The following is a 15986-nucleotide window of genomic DNA, read 5'->3' as shown; positions in this document are numbered from 1 at the left end:
TTATTATTATTATGTATCATGCACCCCACCAGTATCGAATTTTACAGGCTTATCGGCCTATATAGCAAGTAACATAAGACAGGAACCATGATATTTAGTCCCTTTTTTAAAAATGAACTTAAAATAGAAAATAAACAAGGTAAAAAGGTCCTAATCTCAGGAATAAACCTATTCATTTTATCATCACAACAAGTTGAGATTGATAAGTTTCCCTATGAAAAAATATTTTCAGAATTTGAAATTTCCACTATCGATAAACGAAAAAAGTATTCTGCAAAACAAGAGTACTTAGCTAGCCGTTATATTATAAAAAAATTAATAAGTACTTTGATAAACTGTGAATTTACTCAAATAGAAACTAAGTTCAATCAAAAACACAGTCGTTTAGAAGCACTTTATAATAATAAACCTTTACCGATATCTATCTCCATTTCACATAGTAAAGGCATGGTTTGTGTTGCGCTAAGTCAGATGTGTCTATCATTTGGCGTTGATTTAGAACATATCAATCAAAAGCGGTCTTTTATAAAATTAGCGAATCATTTTTATCATGAACATGAAGTGCAGTTTATTTCAACTGCACAGCAGCCCCATAACATTTTTTATAGAATTTGGACTTTAAAAGAGGCGCTTGCCAAAACGATTCGATTACCCATATCGCAATTATTAAGTAAAAACGTTTTTGAAGAAATCCAAAAACGGCAATTATATACAGCATCATGTCATTATGATGGTTTTGATATTACCTTGATAAATAACACGCCATTAAATAATGTTGTTCTCAAAACCATAAATATGCCTTTAAGCCTCTAACAATCTACTATGGATTGATTGAACAATATGATCTGAACGAGATTGCTCAACTAAAAAACATAGATTATGTTTACTTGCACCGTGGCAGATCATACGAATATCAAAATCAGATAATACTTGCATCAAATTAACTTCCTGTTGCTGTAATTGAATTTGGGAACCAATTAAAGCAATAAGCGTTAGGTTATTTTCAACTGTCACATGACAAAATTCAGAAAGTAAGTCTAAACATGCTTGCTCTAATTCAGGTCGACTGGCATTTGGCGCATTATCTAGTGTAAGTGCAACACTTATTTCCGAAGTCGTTACTAAATCAACTGAAATATTATATTGCGCTAAAATCGTAAATACTTTTGCTAAAAAACCGCTAGCCAATAACATTTCAGGGCTTTTTAACGTTAATAAAATTTGATTTTTACGTTGTGTAACAGCACGAATGCCACTGTGTCTTGATTTTTCTTTTTCAATCCAAGTACCACCTTCATTAGGCTCACGACTAGAGCCTACAAATACAGGTATACCCGCCCGACTTGCCGGTAAAATAGTTGCAGGATGAAGTACTTTAGCACCAAAAGTTGCCATTTCCGCAGCTTCATCAAAACTCAATTTAGCGATCGGCGTTGCTTTAGTACACAATCTAGGATCTGTAGAGAAAATACCGACAACATCTGTCCAAATATGAATTGCCGATGCATCAATTGCTTCAGCAAATAAAGCAGCACTATAATCAGAACCGCCACGCCCTAAAGTTGTGGTATTGCCCTCGAGATCAGATCCTATGAATCCTTGTGTTACAACTACATTTGATTCTAATAATGGGTATAATTCTGTTAATGCCGCATCTTTTGTTGCTGAAATATTCGGTGTAGCTTTACCATGTTGACTGTCGGTTTTAAGTACGTCTCTTGCGTCAAAACGCACCGCATTTATATCCATGCCTCGTAAAACTTGAGTAAATAAATATGATGATAACCTTTCACCAAAGCTCAATAAAGCATCTTTGTTTTTTTCACTTGGGTTATCATTTTTAGCAAGCTCTTTAAATTGATTAAGCGTTTGATTAAAACCATCAGTTAAATCTAAATCTAAAGTGATATTTTTCAATATCGTATTTTGAATGTCACATACTTGTGCAATATTTTGATTTCGCTCAACCTGAGTTAAATCATTTTGACATAATGCAACTAAATGATTGGTCACACCAGCACTGGCACTAACTGCAACTAAGCGCACTTGTGTGTTATTTTGAATAATTTGAGCGCAACGTCTCATAGCGTCGAAATCGGCAACACTTGTGCCACCAAACTTTGCTACAACATAAGATGAATTCATGGGATCTCCTAATACTTATAAGGAGAACTTGGCAGGACTAAAATCTAGATACTAAAAGTATTAAGGCTATAAAATGTCTCAGCCAGAAGCTCTCCACCTTATTAAAACTTAAATTTAAGCTTTAATACTCGGTGACAATTTTTGAGGATTCAGCCTCAAAAACCGAAAAGCAATTTCACGGCGAAATCATTTCTCTCGGCGAAAGTCCCCCTCATTAGTGATCTCTGGATACCGCTCCTCACACTAATATACCTGGCTTCCGCTCCTCTTCTGTTATTTGAAGTATTAAATGCTTCAAATAAAACCCTACTAAATAGTAGGGACTTGAAATTTACATTTTAGACGTCTAGCTGTCAATAATTAATTTGGCTGAAATTAAATTAAACGTTTGGCATTAAGAATCCGGCTAAATATGCACCAGTGTAACCTACTGTATATGCGATTAATAAATGGAAGCTCATTTTCAAATAACTTAGGAATGTAAGCTCTTTAATCTTGCTCATAGCAATAATTCCAGCCGCTGAGCCAATTATCAGCATAGAGCCACCTACACCTGTAGCATAAGTAAATGCAAGCCACTGTCTTGGATCCATCGCGATATCAGCTTTTAATAGTGCAGCGGTTAATGGCACATTATCTACTGCTGCAGATAAAATTCCCATTAAGTAGTTTGCATACTCAGGTGCTAAGATTTCATATAAATGCGTAAACTGATTTAATACCCCAACTTCTTTCATTGCGCCAACAAGTAATAAAACACCTACAAAAAACAGTAAAGTATCGTATTCAATTTCACGTATATAATCGATAATTTTTTTATTCACATCTTTCTTGCGCATTAAAAATTGTGCAACTAAAAACATTAAAGATAAACCAAATAAGAAAGTCAGAACAGGCGGTACTTGATACATTACGCTTAAAAGCAAAGTTGCTGTAATCGTAGATAAGAATATTACCGCAATTGTAATATCTGTTTTTTCGATTCTTCTATGTGATTGCGCCTCAAATGTTAAAGTGCCATTCATGTTCAATGACAGTAATCCCGCTAAGATCAGCACACTGAAAGCTGATGGCACGACTAATAAAAGTAAATGCCCTATTGTTACTTTGTCAGCTAAAAATATCATTAACGTTGTTACATCACCTGTGATCAATGATACTCCACCCGAATTTACAGCAAAGATAATTAAAGTTGCGTATTTGATGCGTTTTTTAGCTTCTAATTTGAGTGAAAGAACAACAGCAAGAGAAATAAGTGTTGCAGTAATATTATCTGATATAGAAGAGAATAAAAAAGCTGCTAAACCAATTAAAAACATCAGCTTTCTTTCTGTGATCTGTTTTGGCATCACTCTATGTACTAAGTTTTGTATAAACCCTTTCGAGTTTAAATACGCGACAAATGTCATCGCTGACATTAAAAATAGCCATAAAGTCGCTATTTCTAAGATGTTATGATCTAACTGGTGCTGTACTGCTTCAGTAGTTTGACCGTTAATAGGTGAGATAAAGGCAATAATCCAACATAAAGTACCAAAAAATAATGTTGTTTTTGCTTTATTTACATGAATGATATCTTCAATCACAATCAAAATAAATGCGATTGCGACCAGAGCCAATATAATGCCAGTTACCATTGGATTTTTAACCTTTTTCTATAAATGAAATAATTACGGTACAAATTTGGCGCGCAGTCTAACACTTAAATTCAGATAAAACTATGCGCCTTTTTGATCTAGATTAAGGTTAAAAATTTATAAAAGATACATATGAAATTAAGGTGAATATTTATTAAATATTTAAGTTAAGTTTAATGCTAGTCCTATAGGATTCGGCTAATTAATCAATTAAAAGAACTGTAAAAACAGACAAATAGGAAGTTAATGCACGTCAAACACGTCAGGGGGAAAATATTTCAGTTATATATATCAAATTTAATTGTGTTATAACTATATAAAAAACCAACCTAATAAACTTAGATTGGTTTTTTCAATTATAATGTTTGAATCATGAAATGATTATTTTTGAGTATGTTTTTTCATCCAATCAAAAACTTCACCGTACCAATGAACTCTATTATCTTTATTTAAGATCCAATGGTTTTCATCTGGGTAAATAACCAACTTAGATTCTATGCCCATACGTTGCAGTGTTGTATAAGCACCTAAACCTTGCGCATATGGTACACGGTAATCTTTCAAACCGTGGATCACTAACATAGGTGTTTTCCAATTTTTAGTAAAAGAAGCAGGATTGAATTTCTTATAATCATGGGTATCAGCCCAAAACGCACCGCCCATATCATGCTCTGGGAACCAAAGTTCTTCTGTGCTTTGATAAAAGCTATCCATATCAAATAAGCCTGCATGATTGATCAAACAGTTAAAACCTTCAGTCCAGTTACCTGCTATCCAATTCATCATATAACCGCCGTAAGAAGCCCCTAATGCACAGGCATTGTCTGCATCTAACCAAGCTTGTTGTTTTGTGATGAACTCAAATCCTTTTTGTAAGTCTTCTAGCGGTTTGCCACCCCAATCTCTTGAGATTGAATCTGTAAAATCTTGTCCATAACCCGTTGAACCATGAAAATCTATCATCACAACGCCATAACCTTGCGCTGCCCATAATTGTGCATTCCAACGAGAGCTAAACAAATTACCAAATGAACCTTGAGGTCCACCGTGTACTAAAAATGCAATTGGATATTTTTCACCTTGTTGAACTTTATCAGCATCATAGTTCCATGGTTTAACAAAATAACCATGTACTTTTTCATCATTCCAACCCGGGAAGTTAAACTGTTCAAACTCACCAAATTGAACATTAGCTAATTTATCTTTATTAATATCAGTTAACTGATGTAAATCTGAACCATCTCGGTTAATTGAGAATATATTTTTTGGTGAATTTAAAGCATGGCGACTAAATATTATTTTACTGCCTGCTAAATGTAAGTCTCCAACACTACCATCTGAATATATTTTTCTCACATCGCCAAAATTAGTACTGATCTCATAAATACTTTTTTGACCTATATCTTGTGCAACAACATATACAGCACGATTATTTGGTGCAAAAGTAAAGCTAGAAACACTACGATCCCAAAGAGGCGCGATTTCTTTTAATTCAGAGGTTTTTAAATCTTTTAGCATTAAAGAGAATTTATCAGCTTCAAAACCTTGTTTTTTCATGGCGAGATAAACCATAAAACGACCATCAGCAGAAAATGCAGGTTGAGAATCCCATGCTTTATTCTCTGGAGTCAAATTTTCAACTTCACCACCTTCAATCGATACTTTGAATAAATCATAGTTTGTTGTCCAAGCTTGATCTTTACTGGGTGCTTTAGCAGAAAATACAACATTCAGACTGTCTTGTGTAAAAGTGACCTCTTCCATACCCGCAAAAGGTTTGGCTGGAATATCGGTATCCCAGTCAGGTGTTAAGTCTATTGCTTGAACTGCTGCTTTAGCTGATATATCGGTAACAAATATATGACTTCTAAATTCAGTTTTCCAAGTGTCCCAATGACGTACAGGTAATTGTTTATACACTTTTGCTGTATGTTTTACATTTTCAAGTTCGTGCTTTTTATCAACAGAACACTTGATTGTTTTACAAGTTGGGAATACTTCTAATGCCAATGCTAACTTTTTATTATCAGGTGACAGCTTATAGCCATTTACACTTAAAGCTAAATCAGTCAAAGCTTGTGCTTCGCCACCATTTAATTTTAATTGCCAAACCTGAGTCGACTCAGCTCTATTAGCTAAAAATATAATACTATTATTGTCATTAGTCCAAATGACATCTGATTCTGTTGCAGGATGCGATGTTAGCTTTTTATCTTTTGTACTGGATACTAAGTCTTTTAAATATAAATCACTGCCTGATTGTGTTTTTAAAGCATAAACTAGCTTAGAACCATCAGGAGAAACACTCATACTATGAACAGAATTTAATGAGTTTAACTTTTCAACTGTGAATGCTTCTTTTGTTGTCTCTTGTGCCTGAGCAACAGTGATAACTGTGCCAGTAAGCAGTGATAAAGCGAATACTTTTTTCATTTTTATCCCTTTTTTATTTCGCATAAAATAAAAGCGCCGTAGCGCTTTTATTTTTCATATATTAAATCTTTAATTAAGACTTAAGTTTAGAGTCTAACTCTTCAATTTTAGCCTTCCAAATTGCAGGGCCTTGGGTATGCGCATTAGAGCCTTCACTATCTACAGCCACTGTAACTGGCATGTCTTCAACTTCAAACTCATAAATAGCTTCCATACCTAAGTCTTCAAATGCAACAACACGCGCTTTTTTGATTGCTTTAGATACTAAGTAAGCAGCGCCGCCTACAGCCATTAAGTAAACTGATTTATTTTGCTTAATAGACTCAACTGTCGCAGGACCACGTTCTGCTTTACCTATCATGCCAACAATGCCGGTTTTTTCTAGCATTAAGTCAGTAAATTTATCCATACGTGTTGCAGTTGTAGGGCCCGCAGGACCTACTGCTTCATCACCAACAGCATCTACTGGGCCTACGTAATAAATAAATTTATTATCAAAGTCTACGCCTTCAGGTAAACCTTTACCTGAATTGATCATATCTTGTAAACGCTTATGTGCTGCATCACGACCTGTTAAAATAGTACCTGATAACAATACTGTTTCACCCATTTTCCATTCTTGGGTATCTTCTTTGGTCAATGTATTTAAATTAACACGGCGCGTATCTTCACCTACTTCAAAAGTCACTTCAGGCCAATCTTCTAACTTAGGCGCTTTTAAATCAGCGGCACCTGAACCGTCTAATGTGAAATGCACATGACGCGTCGCAGCACAGTTAGGGATCATCACAACTGGTTTTGAAGCAGCATGTGTTGGTGCTGTTTTGATTTTAATATCAACAACTGTCGTTAAACCACCAAGACCTTGAGCGCCTATACCTAGTTTATTAGCACGTTCAAAAATGTCTAAACGCATTTCTTCTTCCGTTGTTTGTGCACCACGTTCCATAAGCTCATGAATATCAACAGGATCCATTAATGACTCTTTTGCCAATACAGCTGCTTTTTCAGCAGTACCGCCAATGCCTATACCTAACATACCTGGTGGACACCAACCTGCGCCCATCGTTGGTAATGTTTTTTCAACCCAAGCAGCAACATCATCTGAAGGGTTAAGCATAACCATTTTTGTTTTATTTTCTGAACCGCCGCCTTTAGCAGCGATCATAACTTCTACTTCAGAACCAGCAACTAAATCTACATGCACAACAGATGGTGTATTATCTTTTGTATTTTTACGTGCGCCAGCAGGATCTGCAACAATAGAAGCACGTAAAGGGTTATCAGGATTTAAATATGCGCGACGTGTACCTTCATCAACCATTTGCTGAACTGTTAAATCAGTTTTATCCCACTTAACATCCATACCAACTTTAACAAAACACGTTACTATGCCAGTATCTTGACATAATGGACGTTTACCTTCAGCTGACATACGAGAGTTAATCAAAATTTGTGCTATCGCATCTTTTGCCGCTTTACTTTCTTCACGGTGATATGCTTTTTCAAGTGCTTGAACAAAATCTAAAGGGTGGTAAAAAGAGATATATTGTAAAGCGTCTTCAATACTATCGATTAAATCTTGCTGACGAATAATGGTCATACTGTATCCTTTGTTGGCCAGTGACGGTGGCTTGTTTTTCAATTTTCTATATTTTAACTTAACTTAGGCCAAGGTGTAATAAATTTTAGAAAAATCTCTTTGAAATTAATTAATGACAAAAGCGCAAGAGACTAAACTCGCATCTTTTACTTCTATCAGTATAATACCCCTCCATCTTATTTACGCTATATATTTAAAGTAAAAGACTGTTAATGAATAAAGAACAATTAATCTGTAGAGAATTACACATCTCAGATACAAGCTGTGAAGTTTTTTCAAAATTTAGTGCACAGCCTTGGGCCGTTTTTTTAGATTCAGCCAATCCTAACCACATTAACAATCGATTTGATGTGATTGCTTTCAGTCCGCTGAAAACAATTGAAGCGCGTAATGGTCAATGTTTTGTCAATAATGAATTATGCCAGTCTTCGCCTTTTAAATTACTTAAAACACAATTACAAAGCTTCTCAGCACTGAAGGCGCCTTTTGATTTACCTTTTAGTGGTGGTTTATTAGGTCATTTTTCTTATGACTTAGGTCGATACATCGAAAATATTGACAATGATGCAATTAATGACATTTCATTACCAGATATGGCTGTTGGTCTATATCCTGATGCACTTATCTTTGACCACAAAACTAATAAATGGTTTTTTATATCCCAGCCTGATTTTAATCGCTTTGCTTTATATGAATCATTTTTATCAACAACTGTTCCGGTTAAGAGTTTTAAATTAGCGTCACAATGGCAAGCTAATATGAGTAAAAGCCAATACACAAAAAACTTTGACTGCGTACAAAATTACCTAAAATCAGGTGATTGCTATCAAATTAATTTAGCGCAAAGGTTCAGTGCTCAGTATCAAGGTGAGCCTTGGGATGCATACTTAAAACTAAGGGAAGAAAACAAAGCGCCTTTTTCTGCCTATTTAAATCACCCTAAAGGCAGTATTTTGTCAGTATCTCCTGAGCGTTTTATTCAAATCAAAGATAGATTAATTGAAACTAAACCGATTAAAGGCACATTGCCAAGAAGTAATGATCCTGTTATTGATCACAATAATGCACTTCAGCTTGAAAACTCTGAAAAAGATCGCGCAGAGAATGTGATGATAGTTGACTTATTGCGTAATGATTTAGGAAAGGTCGCCTCCCCTGGCAGCGTGAAGGTTCCGGCTATTTTTCAAATAGAAAGTTTTGCTGCAGTTCATCATTTAGTAAGCACAGTTACTGCAAAATTAGCCGAAGACAAAACCGCTATAGATCAATTAGAAGCTGCATTTCCTGGTGGTTCAATTACAGGCGCCCCTAAAATACGCGCTATGCAGATTATTGAAGAACTCGAACCTCATAGACGTTCAATATACTGTGGGTCGATCGGATATATAAGTGCCTGTGGCAACATGGATACCAGTATTACCATACGTACTTTAATATGCGATAAAGAATCTAATCAAATTCACTGTTGGGCTGGCGGCGGCATAGTTGCTGATTCTACCGCTGATGCTGAATATCAAGAAACCTTTGATAAAGTGCATAAAATATTACCTGTATTAAGTAGCATAAACGCTTAAATTACTTTGAATTAACTCTTGTTATATAGATAACCGCATTACATTTAGCTTACTAATATGTGATACTGATTATTAAAAGCAACGGTTTAATGCTCAAAAATTTAAGGCTAAATGTGAATATTCAGAAGTTTATACCCCAGTTTCAACTAAACGCGTTAGTGGGCGATCATGGATATCCACATAATGCAGTTAAAAGCTCAGTACTTGTTCCCCTTTGTGATATTGATGGAAAACTACATGTATTATTATGTAAGCGCCCAAGTTATTTAAAACATCACCCAGGGCAAATTTGTTTTCCTGGCGGTAAATTTGAGCAACAAGATACTTCACTTAAAGCCACGGCATTTAGAGAAACCAAAGAAGAACTCGGGATCCCTGAACATGAAATTAATTTAATTGGTCAAATGAATAGCTATTGGACATTAACAGGTTTTGAGATAAAACCTTATGTTGGACAGATAGACTCTAACTTCTCTTTGAAACCACAGTTAACTGAGGTGTCCGATACTTTTTTCTTACCTTTTCATAAACTCACCCAAAGAGCTAATTGGGTTGACCTTAATTTCACAAGAAACCAACAACCCATTGTTTTAAAAGGCTATATGACTGAGTATGGCCTTTTATGGGGTGCTACAGCTCAAATCATATTAAACCTTATAGAACAAGTATCCTCTACAAATACTGACTTCTATTCCTCTGTTGTATAGTAAAGCCCAAATTATTTCTTTAATATTTTTTATGATATTGATAAATAAATACAATCGGTTTATATGAATATAATTCAATTTAATACGTTATAATTATTAATCCGTTCTAGGTATTAAGAGAATTTTTATGATCAGTGCATTCGATATGTTTAGCATTGGAATAGGTCCGTCATCTTCTCACACAGTGGGACCTATGCGTGCATCACGCTTATTTGTGAAGTCATTACAACAACAAGATTTAATTAGCAAAGTAACAGAAGTAAAAGTAGAGTTATTTGGCTCTTTAGGACAAACAGGTATTGGCCATGGCTCTGGTAAAGCAGTCATTTTAGGTCTAGCAGGTTTTGATCCTGATACAATTGATACAGATAAAGTATCTGAAATATTATCTAAAATTGAACAAGATGAAGTAATTCATCTTGATCAAACATTCCCTGTAAAGTTCCCTAAAAAAGGTGCAGTGATATTTCATAGAAGAAAAACGTTACCTAAGCACTCTAATGCGATGAAGCTACTTGCTTTTGATGGAGAAACTCAGATCCATAGCCAAGTCTACTACTCTATTGGCGGTGGGTTTATTGTTTTAGAAGAAGATTTCGATAATCAAAAACAACTTGAATTAGCAAAACGTGAAGAACAACCTGCTCCATTTCTATTTGATTCAGCTGATCAACTTGTTTCTTTATGTAAAGAGCAAGGCTATAGCGTATCGACACTGATGATGGCTAATGAGAAAACACTTAGATCCGTAGATGAGATAAAAGATGAGCTTTATAATATCTGGCTAGTGATGGAAGCTTGTATCACTAAAGGTATTGAGACTGAAGGTATTTTACCTGGTGGCTTAAAAGTTAAACGTCGTGCACCAAGTTTATATCTACAAATAAATGTAGAAAGTAATGATGATCCGCTGCGGGCTATGGACTGGGTTGATTTATTTGCAATGGCTGTCAATGAAGAAAATGCTGCAGGGGGTCGTGTTGTAACAGCTCCGACTAACGGCGCAGCCGGAATTCTACCTGCTGTTTTGATGTATTATAATAAATTTATTAAAACCGTTGATCGTGATATTGCAACCCGTTATTTATTAACAGCAGCTGCTATTGGCATTTTATATAAAAAGAATGCTTCAATCTCTGGCGCTGAAGTAGGATGTCAGGGTGAAGTCGGTGTTGCATGTTCAATGGCAGCTGGTGCACTTGCTGAAATCATGGGCGGCAATGTAGAGCATGTTGAAAACGCTGCTGAAATTGGTATGGAACATAATTTAGGTTTAACCTGCGACCCTGTTGGCGGCCTTGTACAGGTTCCTTGTATCGAAAGAAATGCAATGGGTTCAGTGAAAGCGATTAATGCAGCACGTTTAGCGCTTCGTGGTTCTGGAGAGCAAAAGGTATCCTTAGATAAAGTTATCAAAACCATGTTAGATACTGGTAATGATATGAAAACTAAATATAAAGAAACCGCTCGAGGTGGACTGGCAGTAAATATTATTGAGTGTTAGCTTTTCATTGCTAGTCAGTACATAAATTAAAAAAGGCTTGATAATTCAAGCCTTTTTTATTGGTTTTGACCTCAATAATAAGTTATCTGACAGGTAATTCTATATTTTTAAACAAGGCATCCACTTCATCTTGATTTCTTAGTAAACTCGCTCTTTCAACTAACTCTTTTGTTAGATGTGGTGCAAATCGCTCAATAAAATCATACATATAAGTACGTAAGAAAGTACCTTTTCTAAATCCTATTTTTGTTGTACTAGCAGCAAATAAATGGCTTGCATTAATACATACTAAATCAGTATCTGTCACTTGGTCTATCGCCATAGATGCTACAACACCCACTCCGAGGCCTAGACGCACATAAGTTTTAATTACATCCGCATCTGTTGCTGTGAATACAATATGAGGTTCTAAACCTTGCTCATTAAAGGCTTTATCGAGCTCAGAGCGGCCGGTAAAGCCAAAAACATAAGTGATCAAAGGATATTGTGCGATATCTTCAATCGTTAAATTATGGCGTTTTTTAGCTAATGGATGAGTTTTAGCTACAACAATACTTCGTGTCCAGTGATAACATGGCAACATTACTAAGTCAGAATAAAGATGAAGAGCTTCAGTTGCAATTGCAAAGTCTGCATCGCCCCTGGCTGCTGCTTCTGATATCTGTGTTGGCGTTCCTTGATGCATATGCAAAGATACTTTTGGAAATTTTTGCATAAAACCCTGAATCACTTGAGGCAGTGCATATCTTGCTTGCGTATGTGTCGTAGCAATATTTAACTTACCTTGATCTGGTAAAGTATGCTCATTAGCAACCGCTTTAATGCTTTCAACTTTTGAGTGGATTTCTCGAGCTAAATTAATAATCTCTTTACCGGCAGAAGTGACGTGCGTTAAGTGCTTGCCGCTTCTTCCAAAAATTTGTACACCTAATTCATCTTCAAGCATACGTACTTGTTTAGAGATCCCAGGTTGAGATGTATACAAATTTTCAGCTGTTGCTGAAACATTTAGGTTATTATTTAGTACTTCAACGATGTATTTTAATTGCTGTAATTTCATTATATTTAATTCTCTTATTATTGCTTACAGTTATAATCCTTTGTGCTTATTATTCCAAGTTCTAAATTGATTATTTTGCAATTATTTATGCATTCCCTTTAAACTTTAACTAAATACACCTAAATTTAAACTATGTTAAGATTTTATACGACAATATGAACAATTCACTCAACAGATATTCTGACATTTCTTTTTTAATAATCGATGACTTCTCAGAGTTTAGGTTATCACTTAAAAATATGGTAGAAAGCTTTGACGCACGCGATGTAGATACCTGTACAAATGCTGAGGATGCGCTTGAAATATACGCCGAACATTATCATAAAATTATACTTGTTGATTATAACTAAGGCGAAGGTTTGAGCGGGTTGCAATTGCTAGAAGAATTAAATCATAGAAATTTACTTAAAGCTGATACTATTTTGGTATTGATCACCGGCGAAACCGCAATGGACTTGGTTATGGGAGGACTTGAATACAGACCTGATGATTATTTAGCAAAACCTTTTACGCGTAATTCGTTAAAAGCACAATTAGATAAATTAATGAAACAAAATCAATTATTACAGCCTATCTATGCTAGTATAAATGAAAACAAACCAAATCAAGTCCTCTCTTTATGTGATGTGCTGCCATTAAAAAATAAACGCGCAGCAATGCCTTGTATCAAAATAAAAGGCGATATTATATTAAAGTCGGGTAAGTATGCAAAAGCGGCTAATATTTATAACAGTGTTATTGAACAAAAGAAACTGAACTGGGCACTTATGGGCTTAGCAAAATCTTACGCCGGTTTAGATATGTTACCAAAAGTAAAAGACTTATCAGAGCGGATTATTTGTAAAAATAAATACGCGCCCGCTGCATATGATTTGTTGTGGGAAACTTATTGTAATTTGGGTGATTATGAACAAGCTTTTAATTTATTAAAAACAGCCATAGAAATCTCCCCGAACTCATTAATAAGGCAAATGCAATTAGGTTATTTAGCTCTCAGGTATCTAGATATTGAAAATAATGAAATAAAAAACATTATCGAGCAGACGATAGGTATAGAACAATCAGAACTATTTACCCAAGAAAATGCAAAGAAGTCTCAGAATTATAATAAACTAGGCATGCTTAAATTTAAGAAAAAAGACTATGTAACAGCTAATAATGCATTTAGAACCGCTTTATTGAATGCGCCAAGCAACGCAAATATCGCATTAAACTTACTACAATGTTTATACAATCTTGCTTTATGTGTACAATCTTTAGAAAACTTAGAGCCATCAGATCACAGATATACCCATAGCCAAAATTTATTCAATCATATACAAGCACAGTTAGCGACACAAACTGGAAAAGTACAATAATGAAAGAAACCGAAATTGATTTTTCTACCGTACTAGGTGCTAGCATGCATGATATGAAAAACTCATTATGTATGCTGCTACAATCCATTGATTTAATAAATGAAAAAATTGATCACGATAATCAAACCCGTGCAGAACTTGCTCAAATACATTATGAGATAGCCAAAGTAAATTCCAACCTATTACAATTACTGGCGTTATATAAAAACAATAATAAAAATTTTCCTCTCAATGTTGAAGAGCATTATATTGATGAATTAGTCGATGAGCTTTGGGCAAAAAATGAAATGTACATAGATAATAAACAAGTAACATGTACCTGTGATGTTGAAGAAGAGCTTGCTTGGTTTTTTGATTTAGATTTAGTCAGCAATTTACTCAATGATATTTTAGTTAATGCTTTAAGGTATACAAAATCAAAAATATTAATCACAGCTAAAATCGTAGATAAAGTACTCGAAATTAATATTTATGATGATGGTAATGGTTATCCTGATCTAATGCTAAACTCACCAACTGATAAAATGAGTTCAACCAATTTAATTAATAACCGCACAGGTTTAGGGTTATATTTTGCAAATTTAATTGCAAATGCCCATGAAACAAACAATTTAAGAGGCAGTATCGAACTCAACAATGGTGGTTTATTAGGTGGTAGTATTTTCACTTTAAAAATACCTTAGAATTAAATTAAAAATTTATCGTCATAATTGGTATAAGTTACTATATTTATGTAAGATTAAGTTTGAATATCCGTTTTAATTAAAGAGATGCACTTATGATAGTTTCTATCATCATTGTTTTGATTGTTGCTTTAGTGGTAGTTGCCGTTTGGGTAAATGCTATGCAACAGTACAAAGTAAAACAAGAAGTTGAACGTAGACAAGACTTGGCAAAACACAAAAGAATAATTGAAGAAACTGAATCTGTGTTAATGAATTCTTCAAATATACCAATGTCAAAGTCAATCATTGCTGTGATGCAAAAGAGAATTTATGATTCTTTGAAATCAATGTCTGAGCTATCTCCTACGTCTAAAGAGATAAAAAATCGCTTAAGTGAAGCGACAGAAAGAGTTTCTAATCCACAGACGGGTGACAGCCCTAGTTCAGAAAAAATTGTAATACCTGATAACGAAAAACAAATAATAGGCCTAGTGCAAGGCATTAAAAAGTTACGGAACTTGCTTCGTTCTGAGCACTCTAAGGCTAGAGTCGATACGCAAATCTTCTTATCAGAGGATAAAAGATTGGAAAAAATACAGTTAAAAATAAATATAGATAGCCAAGTTAAGCGTGGTAATGCAGCACGCGCTGCAAATATGCTAGGCTCAGCTCGACAATATTTTGAAAAAGCACTTAATACTCTTAATTCCGTCTCCTATACAGATGAATACATAAGTGCAAAAAAAGCTGAATTAGAAGGTTTTCTTTCAGAAATAACAACAGATTTAAAAGCAACTAATGCAACTGATGCTAAGAAAAAGGCAGAGCAAGAGAAAGATGATCTAGATGTATTATTTGCACCTAAAAAGAAATGGTAGTTTGAGTATTTAAATTTTCATTATCCTACTAGGAACCTGATTATTTATACAATAAAAATAATTTAACTTAAAGACCGTGAGTTCTGCTTTTGGTCTTTTTTATGTGAATGATGAACACATCTATAAATTTTTGCCACTGAACACCCTAAAAATCAATTTTTAAGCGCACCATTAAAAACAAAGTACACCTCATAAATATCCAACTACGGTAAACCTGTACGCCCTATATTTTAATCCTCAATTAATTGTTAATACCTGATATCTCACTTATACAAATCTTGGATTAACTATTAAGTTAGTGATCTAATATAAATTAGAATAAATTTTCAAGAGCACAGGTTATATCTCCAGGCTAAAACTAAGTACCTGCATCCATTGAGGCACAACACAGCTATTGTATATTTAGACCATTTAGATTGCTC

General features: G+C 34.6%; 13 protein-coding genes and 1 riboswitch. Of the genes, 8 read left to right on the top strand and 5 right to left on the bottom strand.

The features are described 5' to 3' along the window. The first annotated feature begins 87 nt into the window (after positions 1 to 87). Complete coding sequence (locus PSA_RS10515; protein WP_042145180.1) at positions 88 to 813, top strand: 4'-phosphopantetheinyl transferase superfamily protein; 726 nt, start codon at positions 88 to 90, stop codon at positions 811 to 813. On the opposite strand, the gene lysC is transcribed toward PSA_RS10515, so the two are convergent. The 4 genes from lysC to PSA_RS10495 form a co-directional block, all read right to left on the bottom strand. After that, positions 802 to 2145, bottom strand: coding sequence for a lysine-sensitive aspartokinase 3 (gene lysC, locus PSA_RS10510; RefSeq protein WP_042145178.1), 1344 nt, complete (start codon positions 2143 to 2145; stop codon positions 802 to 804). The genes PSA_RS10515 and lysC overlap by 12 nt on opposite strands. Positions 2146 to 2223: 78 nt before the next feature. Further along, a riboswitch (Lysine riboswitch) is annotated at positions 2224 to 2423 on the bottom strand. Between the two features lie 102 nt (positions 2424 to 2525). Further along, positions 2526 to 3782, bottom strand: coding sequence for a sodium:proton antiporter NhaD (nhaD, locus tag PSA_RS10505; RefSeq protein WP_042145177.1), 1257 nt, complete (start codon positions 3780 to 3782; stop codon positions 2526 to 2528). A 381-nt stretch (positions 3783 to 4163) separates the two neighbouring features. Further along, the gene (locus tag PSA_RS10500; protein ID WP_042145175.1) at positions 4164 to 6215 is read right to left on the bottom strand and encodes a S9 family peptidase; all 2052 of its coding nucleotides are present in this window, start codon (positions 6213 to 6215) and stop codon (positions 4164 to 4166) included. A 73-nt stretch (positions 6216 to 6288) separates the two neighbouring features. Further along, on the bottom strand, positions 6289 to 7818 hold the full coding sequence (locus tag PSA_RS10495; RefSeq protein WP_042145172.1) for a fumarate hydratase: 1530 nt from the start codon (positions 7816 to 7818) through the stop codon (positions 6289 to 6291). A 206-nt stretch (positions 7819 to 8024) separates the two neighbouring features. Between PSA_RS10495 and pabB the strand changes: the two genes are divergently transcribed. From pabB to PSA_RS10480, 3 genes are all read left to right on the top strand, one after another. After that, positions 8025 to 9392: an aminodeoxychorismate synthase component I gene (pabB, locus tag PSA_RS10490; protein WP_371257854.1), complete on the top strand. Its 1368-nt coding sequence runs from the start codon at positions 8025 to 8027 to the stop codon at positions 9390 to 9392. A 113-nt stretch (positions 9393 to 9505) separates the two neighbouring features. Next, complete coding sequence (locus tag PSA_RS10485; protein WP_052379968.1) at positions 9506 to 10099, top strand: CoA pyrophosphatase; 594 nt, start codon at positions 9506 to 9508, stop codon at positions 10097 to 10099. A 127-nt stretch (positions 10100 to 10226) separates the two neighbouring features. Beyond that, positions 10227 to 11603, top strand: a complete 1377-nt coding sequence (locus PSA_RS10480) for an L-serine ammonia-lyase (RefSeq protein ID WP_042145168.1) — start codon at positions 10227 to 10229, stop codon at positions 11601 to 11603. Positions 11604 to 11685: 82 nt separating this feature from the next. On the opposite strand, the gene cysB is transcribed toward PSA_RS10480, so the two are convergent. Beyond that, the gene (gene cysB, locus PSA_RS10475; RefSeq protein ID WP_042145167.1) at positions 11686 to 12663 is read right to left on the bottom strand and encodes an HTH-type transcriptional regulator CysB; all 978 of its coding nucleotides are present in this window, start codon (positions 12661 to 12663) and stop codon (positions 11686 to 11688) included. 155 nt (positions 12664 to 12818) lie between these two features. Between cysB and PSA_RS25195 the strand changes: the two genes are divergently transcribed. The 4 genes from PSA_RS25195 (at position 12819) to PSA_RS10460 (ending at position 15564) form a co-directional block, all read left to right on the top strand. After that, positions 12819 to 13013: a response regulator gene (locus PSA_RS25195; RefSeq protein WP_127924106.1), complete on the top strand. Its 195-nt coding sequence runs from the start codon at positions 12819 to 12821 to the stop codon at positions 13011 to 13013. Positions 13014 to 13022: 9 nt separating this feature from the next. After that, on the top strand, positions 13023 to 14021 hold the full coding sequence (locus tag PSA_RS10470) for a response regulator (protein ID WP_042145165.1): 999 nt from the start codon (positions 13023 to 13025) through the stop codon (positions 14019 to 14021). Then, entirely contained in the window at positions 14021 to 14704 is a 684-nt protein-coding gene (locus PSA_RS10465) for a sensor histidine kinase KdpD (protein ID WP_042145163.1), read from the top strand. Before PSA_RS10470 ends, PSA_RS10465 begins: the two co-directional genes overlap by 1 nt. Positions 14705 to 14799: 95 nt before the next feature. Further along, positions 14800 to 15564, top strand: coding sequence for a hypothetical protein (locus PSA_RS10460; protein ID WP_042145162.1), 765 nt, complete (start codon positions 14800 to 14802; stop codon positions 15562 to 15564). The last annotated feature ends 422 nt before the right edge of the window (positions 15565 to 15986 follow it).

This window comes from Pseudoalteromonas sp. '520P1 No. 423' (genome assembly GCF_001269985.1).
Lineage (GTDB): Bacteria > Pseudomonadota > Gammaproteobacteria > Enterobacterales > Alteromonadaceae > Pseudoalteromonas.
This window is presented reverse-complemented; position numbering and strand designations above follow the sequence as displayed.